This window comes from Actinomyces vulturis (assembly GCF_001687305.1).
GTDB classification, from domain to species: domain Bacteria; phylum Actinomycetota; class Actinomycetes; order Actinomycetales; family Actinomycetaceae; genus Actinomyces; species Actinomyces vulturis.
In genome coordinates, this window is the sequence record NZ_KV700385.1 from 108,675 (window position 1) to 126,218 (window position 17,544).

Annotated in this window: 9 protein-coding genes and 1 riboswitch; of the genes, 4 read left to right on the forward strand and 5 right to left on the reverse strand. The window is 54.7% G+C overall.

Going from position 1 to position 17,544, the window contains the following annotated elements:
* Positions 1–97: 97 nt before the first annotated feature.
* The 4 genes from purH to sucC form a co-directional block, all read right to left on the reverse strand.
* A complete protein-coding gene (gene purH, locus A9753_RS00400) occupies positions 98–1,810 on the reverse strand; it encodes a bifunctional phosphoribosylaminoimidazolecarboxamide formyltransferase/IMP cyclohydrolase (RefSeq protein ID WP_067778602.1) in 1,713 nt (570 codons plus the stop codon).
* A 37-nt stretch (positions 1,811–1,847) separates the two neighbouring features.
* A riboswitch (ZMP/ZTP riboswitch) is annotated at positions 1,848–1,959 on the reverse strand.
* A gap of 194 nt (positions 1,960–2,153) precedes the next feature.
* A complete protein-coding gene (purN, locus tag A9753_RS09970) occupies positions 2,154–4,244 on the reverse strand; it encodes a phosphoribosylglycinamide formyltransferase (protein WP_245637317.1) in 2,091 nt (696 codons plus the stop codon).
* Between the two features lie 3 nt (positions 4,245–4,247).
* Complete coding sequence (sucD, locus tag A9753_RS00410) at positions 4,248–5,183, reverse strand: succinate--CoA ligase subunit alpha (protein WP_067778606.1); 936 nt, start codon at positions 5,181–5,183, stop codon at positions 4,248–4,250.
* Between the two features lie 3 nt (positions 5,184–5,186).
* Positions 5,187–6,368, reverse strand: coding sequence for an ADP-forming succinate--CoA ligase subunit beta (gene sucC, locus A9753_RS00415; protein ID WP_067778609.1), 1,182 nt, complete (start codon positions 6,366–6,368; stop codon positions 5,187–5,189).
* Between the two features lie 336 nt (positions 6,369–6,704).
* Between sucC and A9753_RS00420 the strand changes: the two genes are divergently transcribed.
* Together A9753_RS00420 and A9753_RS00430 are read left to right on the forward strand one after the other, a co-directional pair.
* Entirely contained in the window at positions 6,705–9,050 is a 2,346-nt protein-coding gene (locus A9753_RS00420) for a 6-phosphofructokinase (RefSeq protein ID WP_176702690.1), read from the forward strand.
* Positions 9,051–9,791: 741 nt separating this feature from the next.
* The gene (locus A9753_RS00430; RefSeq protein ID WP_067778615.1) at positions 9,792–12,551 is read left to right on the forward strand and encodes a glycoside hydrolase family 31 protein; all 2,760 of its coding nucleotides are present in this window, start codon (positions 9,792–9,794) and stop codon (positions 12,549–12,551) included.
* A gap of 117 nt (positions 12,552–12,668) precedes the next feature.
* Here the strand turns inward: A9753_RS00430 and A9753_RS00435 are convergent, their stop codons facing one another.
* On the reverse strand, positions 12,669–13,514 hold the full coding sequence (locus A9753_RS00435; RefSeq protein ID WP_067780160.1) for a prephenate dehydratase: 846 nt from the start codon (positions 13,512–13,514) through the stop codon (positions 12,669–12,671).
* A 266-nt stretch (positions 13,515–13,780) separates the two neighbouring features.
* On the opposite strand from A9753_RS00435, the gene A9753_RS00440 reads away from it, so the two are divergent.
* Together A9753_RS00440 and A9753_RS00445 are read left to right on the forward strand one after the other, a co-directional pair.
* Positions 13,781–14,497, forward strand: a complete 717-nt coding sequence (locus A9753_RS00440) for a sulfite exporter TauE/SafE family protein (RefSeq protein WP_067778620.1) — start codon at positions 13,781–13,783, stop codon at positions 14,495–14,497.
* A 421-nt stretch (positions 14,498–14,918) separates the two neighbouring features.
* Positions 14,919–17,234 carry a bifunctional metallophosphatase/5'-nucleotidase gene (locus A9753_RS00445; protein WP_067778623.1) on the forward strand — a complete coding sequence of 772 codons (2,316 nt, stop codon included), beginning with the start codon at positions 14,919–14,921 and terminating at the stop codon, positions 17,232–17,234.
* Positions 17,235–17,544 lie beyond the last annotated feature (310 nt).

Genomic DNA, 17,544 nt, shown 5'->3' on the forward strand with positions numbered 1-17,544 from the left:
TATTCTGATGGGGGCGCCGGGGTGTTTGTTCACTCTGTTGAATGAATATATTGTCTCTAATCCTCCGGGCACGACTCACACCGAGCCCAACGCGGAATCAGTGAGCGAAGTGGCGAGTACCAGTGAGGTACATGGTGATACCAGCCGTCTGGGCAGCAGCAATAACCTCTTCGTCACGGATAGATCCACCGGGCTGAACCACGGCCTTCACACCGGCATCAATCAGCAATTGAAGCCCGTCAGCGAAGGGGAAAAAGGCATCAGAGGCGGCGACGCTGCCCACGGCGCGCTGTTCAGGGGCATCGGAAAGAACATCCTCTGCGCGGGCACCGCCAGCAGAGGTGACCTGATCAGCCGCAGCATCACCTGTGGAGCGTCCACCTAAAGTATTGGCACGTTCCACGGCAAGTTTGCAAGAGTCCACGCGGTTCACCTGCCCCATGCCAACGCCCACGCTGGCTTCATCCTTCACGAGGAGAACGGCGTTGGATTTCACCGCGCGCACGGTGCGCCAAGCAAATTCAAGATCCGCAAGAGTAGTGTCATCAGCGGCTTGACCTGCTACGAGAGTCCAGCCGTCAGCAGTGTCACCGGGTGCGTCTACATCATCACGCATGTGGGCCACGGCACCACCGGAGATCAGTTTAAGTTCCACACCACCACGCTGGGGAGGCTGCACTTCAAGAACACGGAGATTCTTCTTGGTGGCCAAGACCTCTAGGGCTCCTTCATCGTATCCGGGCGCAATAACAACCTCGGTGAAAATGGGGGTAATTTGCTTCGCTAACTCCACAGTAACAGGACGGTTAACAGCAATCACGCCACCGAACGCACTCACAGGATCACATGCATGAGCCTTGCGGTGTGCGGTGGCTACGTCATCTGCCACGGCGATGCCACACGGATTAGCATGTTTGATGATGGCCACGCAGGGACGTTCATGATCATAGGCAGCACGTAGTGCGGCGTCAGCATCCGTGTAGTTATTAAAACTCATAGCCTTGCCGTGGAGTTGGGTAGCGTAGGCAATTCCCTGACCGCTGCCATCGGTATACACGGCACCTGCCTGGTGGGGATTCTCCCCGTACCGCAGTACATGGGTGCGGGTCAGCACGGGGCGCAGTGCGGGGGCCAAGGGGCTAACCTCATCACTGTTCTCGACGCCGAATCCTGTCTCTTCCTGCGCAGCCATCCATCCAGCCACAGCAGCATCGTAATCAGCAGTGTGGGCAAATGCTTGGGCCGCGAGGCTGCGTCGCTGAGCAAGCGTAAATCCACCATTCGCAACTGCTTGAGCAACCTCACCATACTTCTCGGGGTTCACGACCACGGCGACGCTCGGGTGGTTCTTAGCAGCTGCACGGACCATAGAGGGACCACCAATGTCAATCTGCTCAACGCATGCGTCAAAGGGAGCACCGGAGGCAACTGTATCGGTAAAGGGGTAGAGGTTGACCACAACAAGATCAATGGGTGTCACGCCCAGTTCATCAAGTTGCGCCACATGCTCAGCCTTACGGCGATCAGCAAGAATACCTGCGTGAATACGCGGGTGGAGAGTCTTCACCCGACCTTCAAGGCATTCAGGGAAACTAGTGACTTCTTCAACGCCAGTGACAGGCAGGCCTGCTGCGGCAATGGTGGCAGCGGTGGAGCCGGTTGAAACAATTTCCACACCAGCGTTTACCAACGCATCAGCCAATTCAACAAGTCCAGTTTTGTCATAGACACTAATCAAAGCGCGACGAATAGGAACCTGGTTAGGATTAATAAGACCTTCTGTAGGTACGTGGGCAGTGGGGACAGTCATAACAGACTCCTGACAGTGGGCGGGTGATGATCAATCACCGAGGCGCCCAGGCGGGCGACGCCCCACGGTGTGGTCCACATCAGCCTATCTCATGCGTACCGCGCCAACTCCCCGGTGGTAGCCCACCCTCGCCAGTTGCCGACGCTATAACCAACTCTAACGTAGCTCTGAAAGCCTGTCAGCCGCGAACAACGCGGAGTGTTAGACGCCTCAGGACGAACATTCCACACGGTTTTATGTCAATAAAATGCAGCAGAACAACGAGGTGATCTATCCCCATACAAATAACAAAACTTCAGTTATTTGCTCCCTGCATCATGTCCGCAGGAATAGCTCATACGGTTCACAAAGAACGTGCCAGGATGCCAACTTGTTCAATCAATTGAGGAGTTTCAGCTGCCTTGACGCGTGCAGTCAAAGATTCCTCAGTGTCACCGTCTTCGACAGGAACCTCAATTTGAGCAATGATTGCACCCGTATCAACGCCCGCATCTACCCAAAATAGTGAAGCACCTGTAACGGTTGCGCCTGCTGCCAACGCATCACGCACAGCGTGAGCACCGGGGAACTTCGGCAACAAAGAGGGGTGGGTGTTAATGATTTTGCCCTCGAACCGTTCAAGAAATGCCTGTCCCAAAATCTTCATAAAGCCGGCACACACAATAAGGTCTGGAGTGTACTTTTCAACGGCGTCAGCCAAAGCACCATTCCATTCGGCACGTGAGTTAAAGTCGCCCAATTCAGCGACAAAACACTCTACTCCCCTGCTTTCAGCATGATCGAGCGCAGGGCAGTCTTTATCAGCTCCTACGCCCACAATAATTGCTCCATATTCAGGGTCGTCACAGGCATCAAGTAATGCCGCAAGATTGGAGCCGGTTCCACTGACTAAAACAAACAAACGAGTGGGGCCATCATGATCTTTGCGGCGCTCATGAGAAATAGCGGAATCGACAGATGATGAAGCAACAGTAGAAGGTTCGGTGAGCACGTCAATGTCCTTGTTAGGTAAGAAAGAAGACGGTGAAGAATGAGTAGATCGTGGGGAAACGGCGTCGTTTTGCGAATCAACAGACGCTGGAACAGAGTGATGAACCGTACCCCTATGCGTCGAACCTGACTGCGGACTCACCATATTCTTGCCATCTAAGTCAGCGCTCCCCATACCAACTAGATGAGCGAGCCAGGCTAGGACGCTTTTAAGAAAATGATGAGTCATAGGATGAGTAAGAAATGCCCCCGCAATCAGTCCCGCTGCCACTTCAAGGAGAACGAGTAACCCCACATAGGCAGTTCGCGGCCCCACCATCGCCATACGTCCTGGCCCAATCGGACCAGATGCCAGGAGGGAAGCAACCGTGACACCCAACGAAACGAGCACAGTAGCCGTGGCGGTTGACGCCATCAGAGATCTCATCGACAGGCCTCGAAGCATCTGGCGTTCCTTGACCACTACAGCAAGACTCATCGCACTCAACAGCACGGGAATAATCCAGTTCAACCACGTTGGCGGGCCAACGGGGCCGTCAGGCAAAATTCCAAAAATAGGCAAAGCAGGAACAGCACCTGCCACAACTTTTCCCGGTGAGAACACTGACCCAAGTCCCACGGAGAAACCAGGACCTATCAACCATGATGCTGCCCAGATCACCATAGTGGGAAGCCAAGCGAGATGAAGAGCAAGCAAACCAATCCAAGAAAAGCCACTAACTGCAAGTGAATCCGTAATCCGGAGAATGCGATGAACACCGTTGATAATTCCGGCAACAAGCACAATGACAGAAGTTGCGGTCAGTAGAAAAAGAATCTGACGGGCGAGGTATGCGCCACGACTGAGCCATTGGTGGGAATGTCCCCATAGGGTTAATGTTTCACGCAGCGGGAAGGACCCACGAACAAGTGCGACCACGGCAGTCATCATGGCAATAGTGATAGGGACAGGCCATGTCCGAGCCGGTACGGGAGCCCACAAGCACACAATCGACGCGGTGACGGAGGCCGACAGAGCAACCCACACACTCATCAGCACTCCGCAATTTTTCAACGTGCCCATACGATGCCACGTCCACCACGTGTGCAGCGCCGTGACGGTCAGCATAGGTAAAGCAAGCAGGCCGTGTGCGGATCCTGCTGAACCGATTCCTCCGCCCCAGCCCAGCATCCACAGGCCAATCCCGGTCGACATCGCACTAGAGATCCCTAATGCTGCTGCCGCATCATGGGGTAGGGCAGCCAAATAGGTGACGATGGTCAAAGCGCCCACGATAGCGACGGGGCCAATCACGCTTTCCACTCCCACACGCACTGCCCACGGCCAGGCATGAGGAATCCATGACTGGGAGTTGGGTGATGCAGTGTGAGGAGATGCTAACCCGGATGAGTTTGACGATGAGGATGTGCGCGACGTCCAACCGTTCACGCGTGGTCGCTTCACGCCTCAGCCCTGAAGGGACAGATATAGTTCACGAGCAATCTCAGCGGTTTCGGTGGGGGTACGGCCTACACGAACACCCACAGCTTCGAGTGCTTCCTTTTTAGCAGCAGCAGTACCGGAAGAACCAGAAACAATGGCACCAGCATGGCCCATAGTCTTTCCTTCAGGAGCGGTAAAGCCTGCCACATAAGCGACAACAGGCTTGGTCATATTCTCAGCAATATAAGCAGCCGCTCGTTCTTCAGCATCACCGCCGATTTCACCGATCATTACCACGAGTTTGGTGTCAGGATCGTCTTCAAATGCCTTGAGCGCGTCAATATGAGTAGTTCCTACAACCGGGTCACCACCAATACCGATACACGTACTGAAACCTAAGTCACGCAGTTCGAACATCATCTGGTAAGTCAGCGTGCCGGACTTCGATACCAATCCAAGTGGACCTTGCCCGGTAATGGTGGGAGGAGTAATACCCACGTTAGAACGTTCTGGGGAAATGATGCCCGGACAGTTCGGGCCGATGATCTGGACGCCCTTGGACGCCGCATAGGCACGCATCCACGTGGAATCATGGACAGGTACACCTTCAGTAATCACCACAACCAAACGTAAACCTGCATCAACCGCTTCAATAACAGCATCTTTAGTGAATGCCGGAGGCACAAAGATAACGGAGACAGTGGCGTCCAGTGCTTCCTTTGCTTCCTTCACACTGCCGTAGACGGGAACCTCAACAACTCCTGCTTTAACACCGCGTTCAACAGCGCTGGGACCCAGTGGTTCAACCTCGAAAGCAACACAGGTGCCTGCCTTGCGAGGGTTCACACCAGCAACAATAGTAGTTCCAGCACCCAGCATGCGACGGGTGTGCTTCTGCCCTTCGGCACCGGTCATACCTTGAACAATGACGCGGTCGGCTTCAGTAAGGAATACACTCATAACTCAGGCCTCCTGGGCGATAGCAGTGACAACGTCGGCAGCGCCATCCATGGTTTCCACCACAGTGACGAGCGGATGATTAGCGGCCTGAAGAATCTCACGGCCACGCTCCACATTGTTGCCATCAAGACGAACAACGATCTGCTTGTTAAAGTCTGGCCCTAATTTACTGAGAGCTGTAACAATGCCTTCTGCGACGGTGTCACATGAAGTAATACCGCCAAATACATTGACAAAAATTGCTCGCACCTGTGGATCATCAGCAACAACTTCCAAGCCTGTGGCCATAACTTGGGCGGAGGATCCACCGCCGAGATCAAGGAAGTTAGCCGGACGCATATTACCGTGACGATGGCCAGCGCCTTCCACCACGTCAAGGGTGCTCATCACAAGACCTGCGCCATTGCCTAGCACTCCCACTTCACCTTCAAGACGCACATAATTCAAGCCTGCTGCACGCGCACGGGCTTCGCGCTCATCAGTGGCCTTGTTATCAACAAGCGCATCGTGTTCAGGATGACGGAAACGAGCATTGTCATCAAGGCTAACCTTGCCATCCAAGGCGAGAATACGGCCATCGTCTGCCAAAACAAGAGGATTCACTTCAACGAGAGTGGCATCTTCTTCAGTAAAGACTTCCCACAGGCGCCCAATCACTTCAACGACGCCGTGAACAACGGTCTCATCATTGAAGCCCGCCTGGCTCACAATCGTACGAGCCACACTTTCAGTAAGACCTTCAATGGGATCAATACCCACCTTGGCAAGAGCCTCTGGGCGTTCCTTGGCGAGGGTTTCAATATCCACCCCACCTTCAACTGAACACATTGCCAGGTATTGACGGTTGGCGCGATCAAGAAGGATGGAGAAATAGAACTCTTGAGCGATATCAGCGCCTTCACTGATCAACACTGTGTGGACCGTATGCCCCTTGATGTCCATACCGAGGATGGCTTCTGCCTTTTCCCTGGCTTCCTCTGCCGTTCGGGCTAGTTTCACGCCACCAGCCTTGCCACGTCCACCGGTTTTGACTTGGGCTTTAACCACCAGCAGGTCTGCACCCTGCCCAAGAAGTGTGGTTGCCGCCTGGAATGCTTCTTCTGGCGTGGTGGCCGTTTGTCCGGCCAGTACGGGCACGCCGTGGCTCCTGAATAACTCTCGTGCTTGGTACTCGTAGAGGTCCACGGGTTGACGGTCCTTCCCTCAAGGGTGGCAGGTCGAAGTAAGCCAAAAGATTGGCCCAAGGGTGAGCCTAACGCGATAACAACCAGCTCGTCATCTACTGATTCGGCCTGCCGTGAAGTCTGCCCAATTTCACTGCCCATAGGGTGCGCCGGCAGAAACTAATGGAACTGCAAAAATGGCTGTCATCGTGTCAATCATTATTTTTTTCATGTAGAGAAACAGCACAACAATGAGTGCAATAAAAACACATTCATCCTCCCCGCCCGCAGCGAAATTGACCGAGAAAGGGGCCTTTAGTACCCCCAGTACTCACAGAAAGAAGGCAAAATAGGAGCCATGACTACCCCCTCCCAGGAAGGCGATCTGATGAGCGCTGAGGAAGAGAAAGTTCGTATTGGTGTACTGACCAGCGGCGGTGACGCTCAAGGCATGAACGCCGCTGTTCGTGCAGTCGTGCGTACCGCATTAAGGCTGGGGGCTCAACCCTACGCTGTTATGGAAGGCTGGGCAGGAGCCGTAGCCGGAGGAGATGGAATCCGCCCTCTCGAATGGGACAGTGTGGGAAACGTGCTATCCAAGGGGGGAACCGTCATCGGTACCGCACGTTCCAAGGAATTCCGTGAACGTGATGGCATGCGTACCGCAGCACGCAATCTCCTCGAACACGGCATCGACCGCCTCGTAGTCATTGGCGGTGATGGTTCACTGACCGGAACCAACGAATTCCGCCAACTCTGGCCAGAATTAGTAAGCGAACTCGTTGAACGCGGAGAAATTACCCAAGACGTAGCTAATGCTCACCCCGCGCTGATGATTGCCGGCCTAGTGGGCTCCATTGATAATGATCTCGTCGGTACTGACATGACTATCGGTGCAGACTCCGCTTTGCATCGTATCGTCGAAGCCATTGATGACATCTCCTCCACCGCAGCATCTCATCAGCGTACCTTCGTCGTAGAAGTAATGGGGCGCCATTGCGGTTACCTCGCTCTCATGGCCGCTGTAGCCGGTGGTTGTGACTATGTGCTTGTTCCCGAACTTCCTCCCACGGATGGTTGGGAAGATGAAATGTGCGCCAAACTCACCGCAGGCCGTAAAGCAGGACGCCGCGAATCCATGGTCATTGTGGCTGAGGGTGCTACCGACCGTGATGGAAACCCCATCACTGTCAATGATGTCAAGGACATTCTTGCCGAACGTATGGGTGAAGACGCCCGCGTGACGATTCTTGGTCACGTCCAACGTGGCGGTAAACCCAGTGCTTACGACCGTTGGATGAGCACCCTGCTCGGTTATGCAGCTGTCCGCGAGCTTCTTGAAGCCGATCCCGAAAGCGAACCGCACATTATTGGTGTGCGTCATAACCGCATTGCCCGCCTTCCCCTCATGGAACATGTCCGCGCTACCCGGGCCGTGTCAGATTTCATTAAAGCCAAAGATTTTGAAGCAGCCGTCCAAGCTCGCGGAACATCCTTCGGAGAAATGCTCAACATCTTTGATGCGATGAGCACTCCCCCACAGTGTGACTGTGCCTGGGAAGAAGCCGACGAAGTGACAACAGAAAGTTTTGAAGATCCCACTCGTCACCTCCACGAAGGTGCTCGCGTTGCCCTCATTCATGCTGGAGGATTAGCACCTGGCATGAATACCGCTGCTCGCGCCGCGGTGCGCTTAGGTATCGATCGCGGCTACACCATGCTCGGCGTTGATGGTGGATTCCCTGGTTTACTTGATGGCAACGTCAAACCACTGACCTGGGGTGACGTTGAAGGATGGGAAGACGATGGTGGCGCCGAACTCGGTACCCGCCGTGAAATCCCCACCGTAGAGCAGTTGTACGCGCTAGGTCGTTCCATTGAAAAGCATGAAATTGATGCTCTACTCGTCATTGGCGGTTTCAATGCCTACCTCGCCGCTCATGAGTTGGTCAAAGAACGCGACCGTTACCCTGCATTCAACATTCCGATCGTGTGCGTACCCGCATCGATTGATAACAACCTGCCCGGCTCTGAGTTAAGCATCGGTACTGATACTGCACTGAACTCCGCCGTAACTGCGCTTGATGCCATCAAACAGTCTGCTTCGGCATCAAAGCGTTGCTTTGTCGCTGAAATCATGGGACGCCGTTGCGGCTATCTTTCTCTCATATCCGGTATCGCTGCTGGTGCCGAGCGAATCTACCTCAATGAAGACGGCATTAGTTTAGAGGCTCTCGCCCATGACACTGCACGAATGGTCGAATCCTTCGAAGAAGGCCGTCGCCTTTACCTGGTAATCCGCAACGAACGTGCCTCCGATCTCTACACAACGGACTTCCTGGGCCGCATCTTCGCTGAGGAGGGGCACGGCCTATACGACGTGCGACAGAACGTCATCGGCCACCTCCAGCAGGGTGGAGACCCCACTCCCTTCGACCGTCTCATGGCAACCAAGTTGGTTAAAGAAGCCATTGATGTGCTCGCTTGTGAAATCGACAGCGGTACTCACGGTGGCCACTACGTGGGCATCGTCGAAGGCAAGATGAGTTGCCGCCCGCTCGAACGGATGACCGACGAACTTGATCTGGTCAACCGCCGTCCAAAAGAACAGTGGTGGTACGCCCTGCGCGGTGTCAACGCTGTCCTGGGGCAAGAAGGTGATGAGTTGGATCCGGATTTGCTTCCTCAGTTGCGTATTAACTGATCAGTAGCTCGTAATGTTGGGGGCGGCCAGGTATTCACCTGGCCGCCCCCCCAAGTCTTTCTGTGCACACTCCCCTGTTGTCTTTTCTCCCTAAGCACACACCTTCAGCCTCCTCTTTTCCCCTGGGTCCACTCCCCCATTCTCCTTCTCCTTATTTCCCCAACGCGCACTCCGCCACTCTCATCATTTCCTCCAGGTCTTCCATTCTCGCCACTTCCTCAGCACACACCTTCAGCCTCCTCTTTTCCCCTGGGTCCACTCCCCCATCATCTTTTCCCCTGGGTCCACTCCCCCATTCTCCTTCTCCTTATTTCCCCAACGCGACTCCGCCACCTTCACCATATCCTCAGCGCACACTCCGCTACCCTCACCATTTCCTCCGGTCTTCCATTCTCGCCACTTCCTCAGCACACACCTTCAGCCTCCTCTTTTCCCCTGGGTCCACTCCCCCATCCTCCTTCTCCTTATTTCCCCAACGCGCACTCCGGAGCCCTCACCATTTCCTCCAGGTCTTCCATTCTCGCCACTTCCTCAGCGCACACTCCGCCGCCCTCATCTTTCACTCATCCTCCGCTCTCACCCTTTCCTTTGGGTAGCCCCCCTACCTCTGGGGACTTTCTCCCCCTACCCGTCTCTCCACTGCAACTGGGGGAGCTTCAGCCGCACATCCTCCTCACAGCAGTTTTGCTAAAGTTGGAGGACTAATTATGGGCCTCATCAACGACGATCAAGGAGCCCGGGATGTCCCCTCATTCTGTGACTGATTCCTCTGTTCTCCGCATGGCTAGAGCACCAGAAAGCAGCAGTATCACCATTGGTAATGCGCGATTTACCGTCCTGACAAGTCGACTTATTCGCCTCGAATACTCCCCCGACACCCAGTTCACTGATGCAGCCACACAGATCGTCATCAATCGTGACTTCCCCACCCCAAAATTCACGGTGAGTGAAGGTCCAGACCGTCTCGACATCCTCACCGAACATCTCAGCATTACCTACATCCCGTCCCTTGGATTCACGTCCGCAGGTCTGACTGTCTCTCTACGTCAAGCAGCACTGAATCCTCACGGTTCCACCTGGCACTGGGGCGATACATGGGATCCAGAAGAAAACTTCGCTACCAATCTTGGTGGCACTACCCGCACCCTCGACGAAGTCGACGGACGCACACAAGTTGAACCCGGACTCCTCTCTCGCACGGGAATCAGCACACTTGATGACAGCAACTCACTGCTTCTACGCAGCGACGGCCAAGCTCCTGGAGTTCTTCCGCGCCGTGATGGCGAAACGGGCACCCGCGGCGTCAAGCACCATGCAGAAACGAGAGAAAATCGAAAAGAAGAACACGACGTCGGCACAAAGCAGGAGCACAACGTCGACCAGAAAGACAAGCGCGTCCTCGGGCACAGTGAATACCACGACGTCTACGTCTTCGGTTACGGACTGGACTACATGCAGGCTCTCCGTGATTTCTTCACTCTCACTGGTCCCACGCCCCTTATTCCGCGAGCGCTGCTAGGCACATGGTGGTCGCGGTACCACCCCTACAGCGCGGATGAATATCGCGCACTCATGGACCGTTTCGATAGCGAGGACATTCCGATTTCGGTAGCCGTCCTGGACATGGACTGGCACCTGGTAGACATCGACCCGTCACTGGGTACGGGGTGGACCGGATACACCTGGAACCGTGAACTATTTCCCGACCCGCCGGCTTTCTTAACAGAATTGCACGAGCGCGGCATGCAAGTGGCCCTCAACGTTCACCCTGCCAGCGGCATTCGCGCGCACGAAGAGTGCTTCGAAAATGTCTGCGAAGCAATGGGTATCAACCCCGATTCCACAACAGCCATCCCGTGTGATCTGACTAATCCTGACTTTGTTCGCGCCTATCTCGAACAGGTCCATCATCCACTTGAAGATCAGGGCGTAGATCTGTGGTGGTTAGACTGGCAACAAGGCACTCACACCACCATGACGGGCCTCGATCCCCTGTGGGCGTTGAACGAGATTCACTTCAAGGACTCGGGCCGCAATGACCGACGCCAAGTAACTTTCTCGCGCTATGCCGATCCTTCAAGTCACCGCACGCCCATTGGGTTCAGTGGTGATACGTATGCGACTTGGGAGTCACTAGACTTCCAGTCGGAGTTCACGGCGATGGCTGCGAACATTGGTTACTACTGGTGGTCGCATGATGTGGGCGGACACATGTTCGGCCGGCGCGACGATGCCATGGCTGCACGCTGGGTGCAGTTGGGCTGCTTCAGCCCCATCACGCGCCTGCACTCCACGCTCAGTGAATTCAATTCCAAGGAACCGTGGCGCTATGGCCGCCAGGCTCATGACGTGATGGCACAGTTCTTGCGTTTCCGTCACCGGATGGTGCCCAGCATTTACACGTGGTCACGCCGCTGCCACGAAGAAGGTGTAGGGCTGGTCCGCCCGGTGTATCACGACCATCCTGCACAGTTGCCGGCCTACGAGTGGCCGAACACGGTAATGTTCGGTGACCTCCTCGTGGTGCCCTTTACCCATCCACTCGATCCTGAGAGTGGACTGGGCCGTGAATGCGTGTGGCTGCCCGGCGGCCAGTGGTGGGATTTAGCTACCTCTCGCCAATACTCCTCCCCCAGCGCTGATGCTCGCGTTCCCGGAAGCGGTGCAGCATTCGGCGTGAATCAGGGTGATGGACGGAGCATTGAAATGTTCCGCCCGCTTGAGCAGATCGGCGTGCTGGCCAAGGCTGGGCAGATTCTTGTTCTTGCTAGCGATCTTCATGAGGCTGCTGGTGAGAATCCGCGTGCGTTGACTGTGCTCTTGGTTCCTGGCGAAGAAGGGAGCGTTAGCGAGTTTGTTCTCGCTGAGGACGACGGCGGGCCAGACGGCAGCGCTGCTGTGTTCACTACTCTGCGCGCTTACTGGGGCAGTGATAAGGTGCGCCTCGATTGGAGGGGCGAGGGCGCAGACGGCGTGGTGCCAGAAAACCGTGACCTCACCATCGAGGTCCTTGGACATATGCCAGGCGATGTATTGATCGATTCACTGGCGAATATCGACGACTCGGACTCAAAGGCAAGTACTGACGCTAATGAGGGACTGGGACGGGCACAACACAGCACTGACACGCATCAAAGCGCTCAAGCATTCAGGACACCGAGTGATAGTAACGACTTTGTGATGGCTGCTCAGGCAACTGTGACGCGGATCGATGGCGATGGATATGTGCTTGGAGCGCGCGGCAGGGTGGAGTTCGGCTCTGTCAGCATGTTGCCTGGCGAGGGTGGAAGCATCATCCTGTCAGGGCTTACTTCGTGCGCACCAAAGCCTCTTGAGCACATTCATGACATTCTTGAGCGTGCTCAAATCGATTACCTGCTCAAGGATCGTATCTGGGCCACCTGCACCAAGGGCTTATCCCCTCTAGAAACTATCGCCGATCTGCGAACGATGGACATCCAGCCCGATCTCCTTGGCGCAATCGTGGAGGTTCTTGGCTGACCATTTCTCAAGCGAAGAATGACTTCCTTCTGGGACAAAAGATGACACCAAAAAAGGGCTAAGCGACTTATGAATGAGTCGTCACTAACTCTGTTTCGACCCCCATCTAGTTTACTGCTACTGGCGGCGGACCGGGTGGGCACCGTAGACGCCTAGAATGTGCACGTAGTCGCTGAAGAAGTCCAGTTCTTCAAGGGCACGGGCGACGGCAGCGTCGTGGGGGTGCCCGTCAATTTCAGCTAGGAACTGGGTAGAGGCAAATGCACCTTCCACCATGTAACTCTCCAGTTTGGTCATGTTCACGCCGTTAGTGGCGAATCCGCCCAATGCCTTGTAGAGGGCTGAGGGGATGTTGCGGACCTTAAATACGAAGGTGGTCACGGGATCGGGGTGATCGTCATCGACCCAACTCTGGGTAGGGCTGAGAACTACGAAACGTGTGGTGTTCGCGCTAGAGTCCTCGACGCTCTTTTCCAGCACGTTCAAGCCGTACAACTCTGCGGCTGCCGGCGGGGCAATCGCTGCCATAGTAGGCGCGCCCATCTGAGCCACTTCACGGGCTGCTCCTGCCGTATCGGCGCACACGTGAGAACGTAAGTGACGGGAGGTAATGAGGTTCTGGCACTGGCCCAGCGCATGAACGTGAGAACGTACGTCCGTAATCTCATCAATACACACACCGGGTAGTGCCATAAGGTCGAAAGTGATGGGGTGGAAGTATTCGCTGATGATGTGCATGCCGCTACCAGGCAGTAACTGATGAATATCAGCGACGCGACCGGCAAGAGAGTTATCAATGGGGATCACGGCCATATCAGCATCCCCGTTATTCACAGCAAAAAAGACGTCAGCGAAAGACACACAAGGCACGTAGGTAGCCTCAGGATAGAGGCGAGTACAAACATAATGGGAGTTGGATGCTTCCTCACCCTGGTAAGCAATACGTAGCGTCTTCTCGCTCATGGGTCCCTCTCGTGCTGGTGGCTCTTCGCCACCTACGCGATTCTCCTCGTCTCCCATTCTCGTCACGTTCTCATGAGTGACGGCGCCACACCATCCAGTCAGATGAGGCAGTACAAGAACACGACCGTGCGGCGTCGTAGAGGAGAAAACACGACGGTGGTGGTGCCGTGTTAACGTGCTACACCCTACGCCACTTGGCAAGGCGACTACACTGGCCTAGGACGTTTCGTCGCTATTCTCACCACACCATTACGGATGACTTCTTCATGACTATCGCGATTATTGCCAGCATCATTGCCCTAGGGGCTGTGATTCAGCGCGTCGCGGGCACAGGCTTTGGCCTCATTGCCGTGCCGGTTCTGGCCCTCTTTATGGGGCCGAAGGTGGCGATCCCGTTTGCCATCATTATTGGCACGGTGAATGTGCTTATCGTATTGGCTCAAACATGGCGCTACACCTCAGTTAAACGTGCGGCCATCATGTCGATTGCCTCGCTGATTGGCATTATTCCGGGTGTCATGCTGGTGCATGCCGTGTCGTCGGCGATTCTTAATATATGGATCGGTGCGCTCATTCTTCTGGCGCTGACCATCACCATGTCCACACCGAAGGCGCAATTACCTGACACTCCTCCCCTGTGGGGCATCACTGGCGTACTCATGGGCCTAACGAACTCCACCGCGGGTATGGGCGGGCCAGCCATCATCGTATATTCAGCAGCAGCTCGTTGGCCTCACAAAATGTTCGTGGCCACTAGTCAGGTTATTTTTACTGTCGCTGGCTTGGCTTCTCTTGCTGGTCTCGGTGTGCAGGGGGTCCACAGTTCTGAGCTCATTGCTGGCTTTAGTGGTTTGGCTGTGGGCGCGTGGCTTGGAGCTCGACTAGCAAAGAAAATACCGGATCATTGGGGTCGGAAAGCGACTATTACTTTGGCCGCATTGGGTGCTGTAAGCACAATTATTCGCGGCGTCATATCCCTATAGATTCTGAGAAGTAAGGGCCCATTGCATCCCAAAGAGGATCAGGTGCCCCCGTTTTCATTCCTCTGCAATAACAGAGTTTTTAGTTCACAAGAGCAATATATACATCGATCAATACCCATCTTTTCCATAGCAATTTTTCCTAGACGGCTTCCCCTATAAGTTCTCAATCACTACTGTGCCGCCACAAATTTAAGTAAGTATTCCCCTTGATTAAGTTCATACCTTTGCATTTGTTACATGAGAATACTTCTCATGAGTTGTTCATTCCTCTTTTCTTCATGTCATCAGCCATTAATTCGTTAAGAATTAAATCCGTCCCAACCGCAAATGCCACATTGCCATACACCTTGTTTCTATCCGTGAGGACAGATACTCTCAACAGTGATCACCATCACCAGTCCACCTATACGTCAGGACACCCATGAAACGATCACTGTCCCAATCCATGCTGGGAATTGGCGCTCTAGCAGCACTGATTTTCTCCCCGATTTCCGCCGCAGCCTTCGCCACTGACAATGCGGCTGAGGCTCAGCCCACCGAATCTGCTCAGGCCACTGCTCCAGAAGGAACTGGCGAAGCAGCCACCGAGGATGACCAAAATCTTGTCACCTTGAATCTTTACAACCTCACCGACGTTCACGGCCACATTTCTCAGGTCACTGATCGCAAGGACAAGACCAAAATTAAGGAAGCCGGCCTTGCCGCAGTGGGCTGCTACCTCAATGAAGCACGTAAGGCGAACCCGAACTCTGCGTTCACCCTCCTGGGTGACAACGTGGGAGCCTCCCCCTACACCTCTGGGGTTCTTTACGACAACCCCACCATTGCCGCCCTAAATCTGCTCAATCCTGTGGCATCCACCCTAGGTAACCATGAGTTAGATCTTGGCCAAGATGCATTCAAGGCACGTATTGACGGCACGTCCACAACAATCAATGGACAAGAAGTACAGTTCACCAAGGTAGGTTTCCCCTATCTTGCAGCAAACGTCACCGGGATGGGTGATTATCTCAAGTCTGACGTGATCTGGACCTCTCCCAGCGGCGTCAAGGTCGCCTACATTGGAGCTATCGCCCAAGATGTTCCCTACAAGCTCAGCCCCGGCACCACGGCAGGTCTAGAGTTCCTTAATCCCATCGCGATTGCTGATGAACGCGCTAAGGAACTAAAAGAAAGCGGTCAGGCTGACGTTGTCATTCTCATGCTTGATGATGATGTGAAGAACAATTATCCCCTCGTTGGCCCTCACATCGATGGCCTCATGGGCGGTGACACCCACGTTCCTTACTCCTTCTCTTGGGTCCAGGGCGCTGCAGGTACCTACCTATCAGCTGATGCTTCTGGCTCTTACACGGATAACCTGGCCAACCTCGTCATTACCTATGACCGTATTGCCAAGAAAGTTGTTCATTCTGAGGTCCAGTTGATTCCTGCTGGAACCGTCGCTGAGTGTGGTCAAGATCCAGCAATCGCCAAGATTGTTGCTGATGCAGAAGAAGAAGCCAAAATTGCCGGTGAAAAGGTTGTGGCCACCGGCTATGACCAGCCCTTCAACCGCGGTATCTTCGGCGATGCTGGCCCTGGTTCTAACCGTGGTACCGAATCCACCCTAGGCGATCTTGCTGCTGATGCCATGCGCGCCAGGATTCTTGGCCCCGATCACCAGCCCGTGGACATCGGCGTCATCAATGCTGGTGGTCTACGTGAGGATTTGATTCCTAACACTGATGGTTCCCTTACCTACGCCCAGACCTACCAGGTTATGCCTTTCTCCAACGAACTGGGCTATGTGAGCATCACCGGTTCCCAGTTCAAGGAAGCTCTCGAACAGCAGTGGAAGACTGATCTGAACTCTCAGAACTCCCGCCCTATGCTCAAGTTGGGCCTGTCCTCGAATGTTCGTTACACCTACGATCCTGCCCTGCCCCTGGGTGAGCGTATTACCTCCGTCATGGTCAACGATGAGCCTCTGGATATGGATCGCACCTACACCGTCGGTTCTGTCACCTTCCTGCTTGATGGTGGCGATGGTTTCACTGCGCTGACCGCTAATGGTCCTGCCGTCACCAACGGCGATCTGGACCGCGATGCTTTCAATGCTTACCTGGCTACCTTAGATAATCACGAGCCTCGCACCCTCAAGGCTTCTGTGGGCGTCACCTTGCCTGAGGGCACTGTTCCTACCGACGGCGAGTTCGCCGTTGCTCTGCGCGGCCTGTCCTTCACTGAAGGGCCCGGTCAGGCAGAAACAGTAACCCTGACTCTGGGCAACGCCATCACGAAGGCTGATGTGGACAACTCCATTGCTGACGATAATGCCAACAATGAGAACGCCATCATCACCACCGATGGCGCCGGTCAGGCTCAGTTCACCCTGAATACGAGGCAGGTTTGTGGCACGGATACCGGTAGTCAGACCTACAAGGTTCACGTCGCCAACAAGTTTGGTGAACTGGTGACCGCTGATCAGGGTTTGACTGTCACGGTCGAATGTCCCGCCCCGCTTTCTGGGCCCATCGCTGCTCCGACCGCTGAACCCACTCAGAGCGCTGCTCCTGCCCCTGGCGACAACGGGAAAGATAGCAAGAGTGACAAGAATAAGAAGAAGACTAGTAGGGGCTCTCAGAATCTCGCCACCACTGGTGCTCCGGCGGACACAGCATTGCTGCTCAGCCTGTCCATTCTCAGCGTAGGTGGCACGATAATTGCTGTTTCTCGCAAGTGCAGCAGCGTCTGATGCGCTGTATGCACTCGTCAGTCACAGCGCCCATTTGGGCACTCCTCCTCAATAGTTAATGAGGTAAGCAAACACTGACGGCAGTGACTATAAGAGGGGGAGAAGATCCGCAAGATCTTCTCCCCCCTCTTAGGCTCGTGTCAACTTGCGGGCGCTTCGTCACTCGCAGCATTCCGCCATGGCGCCCCTGCGTTCGCGCTGCGACCTAGATGCGTACTTTGGTCTCTTAATGTTCGGGCCGTCATGCTGATGCCTCGCTATTAACGGTGTCAATCACCATGCCCCTGTACTCCCACTGCGATCTCATTGC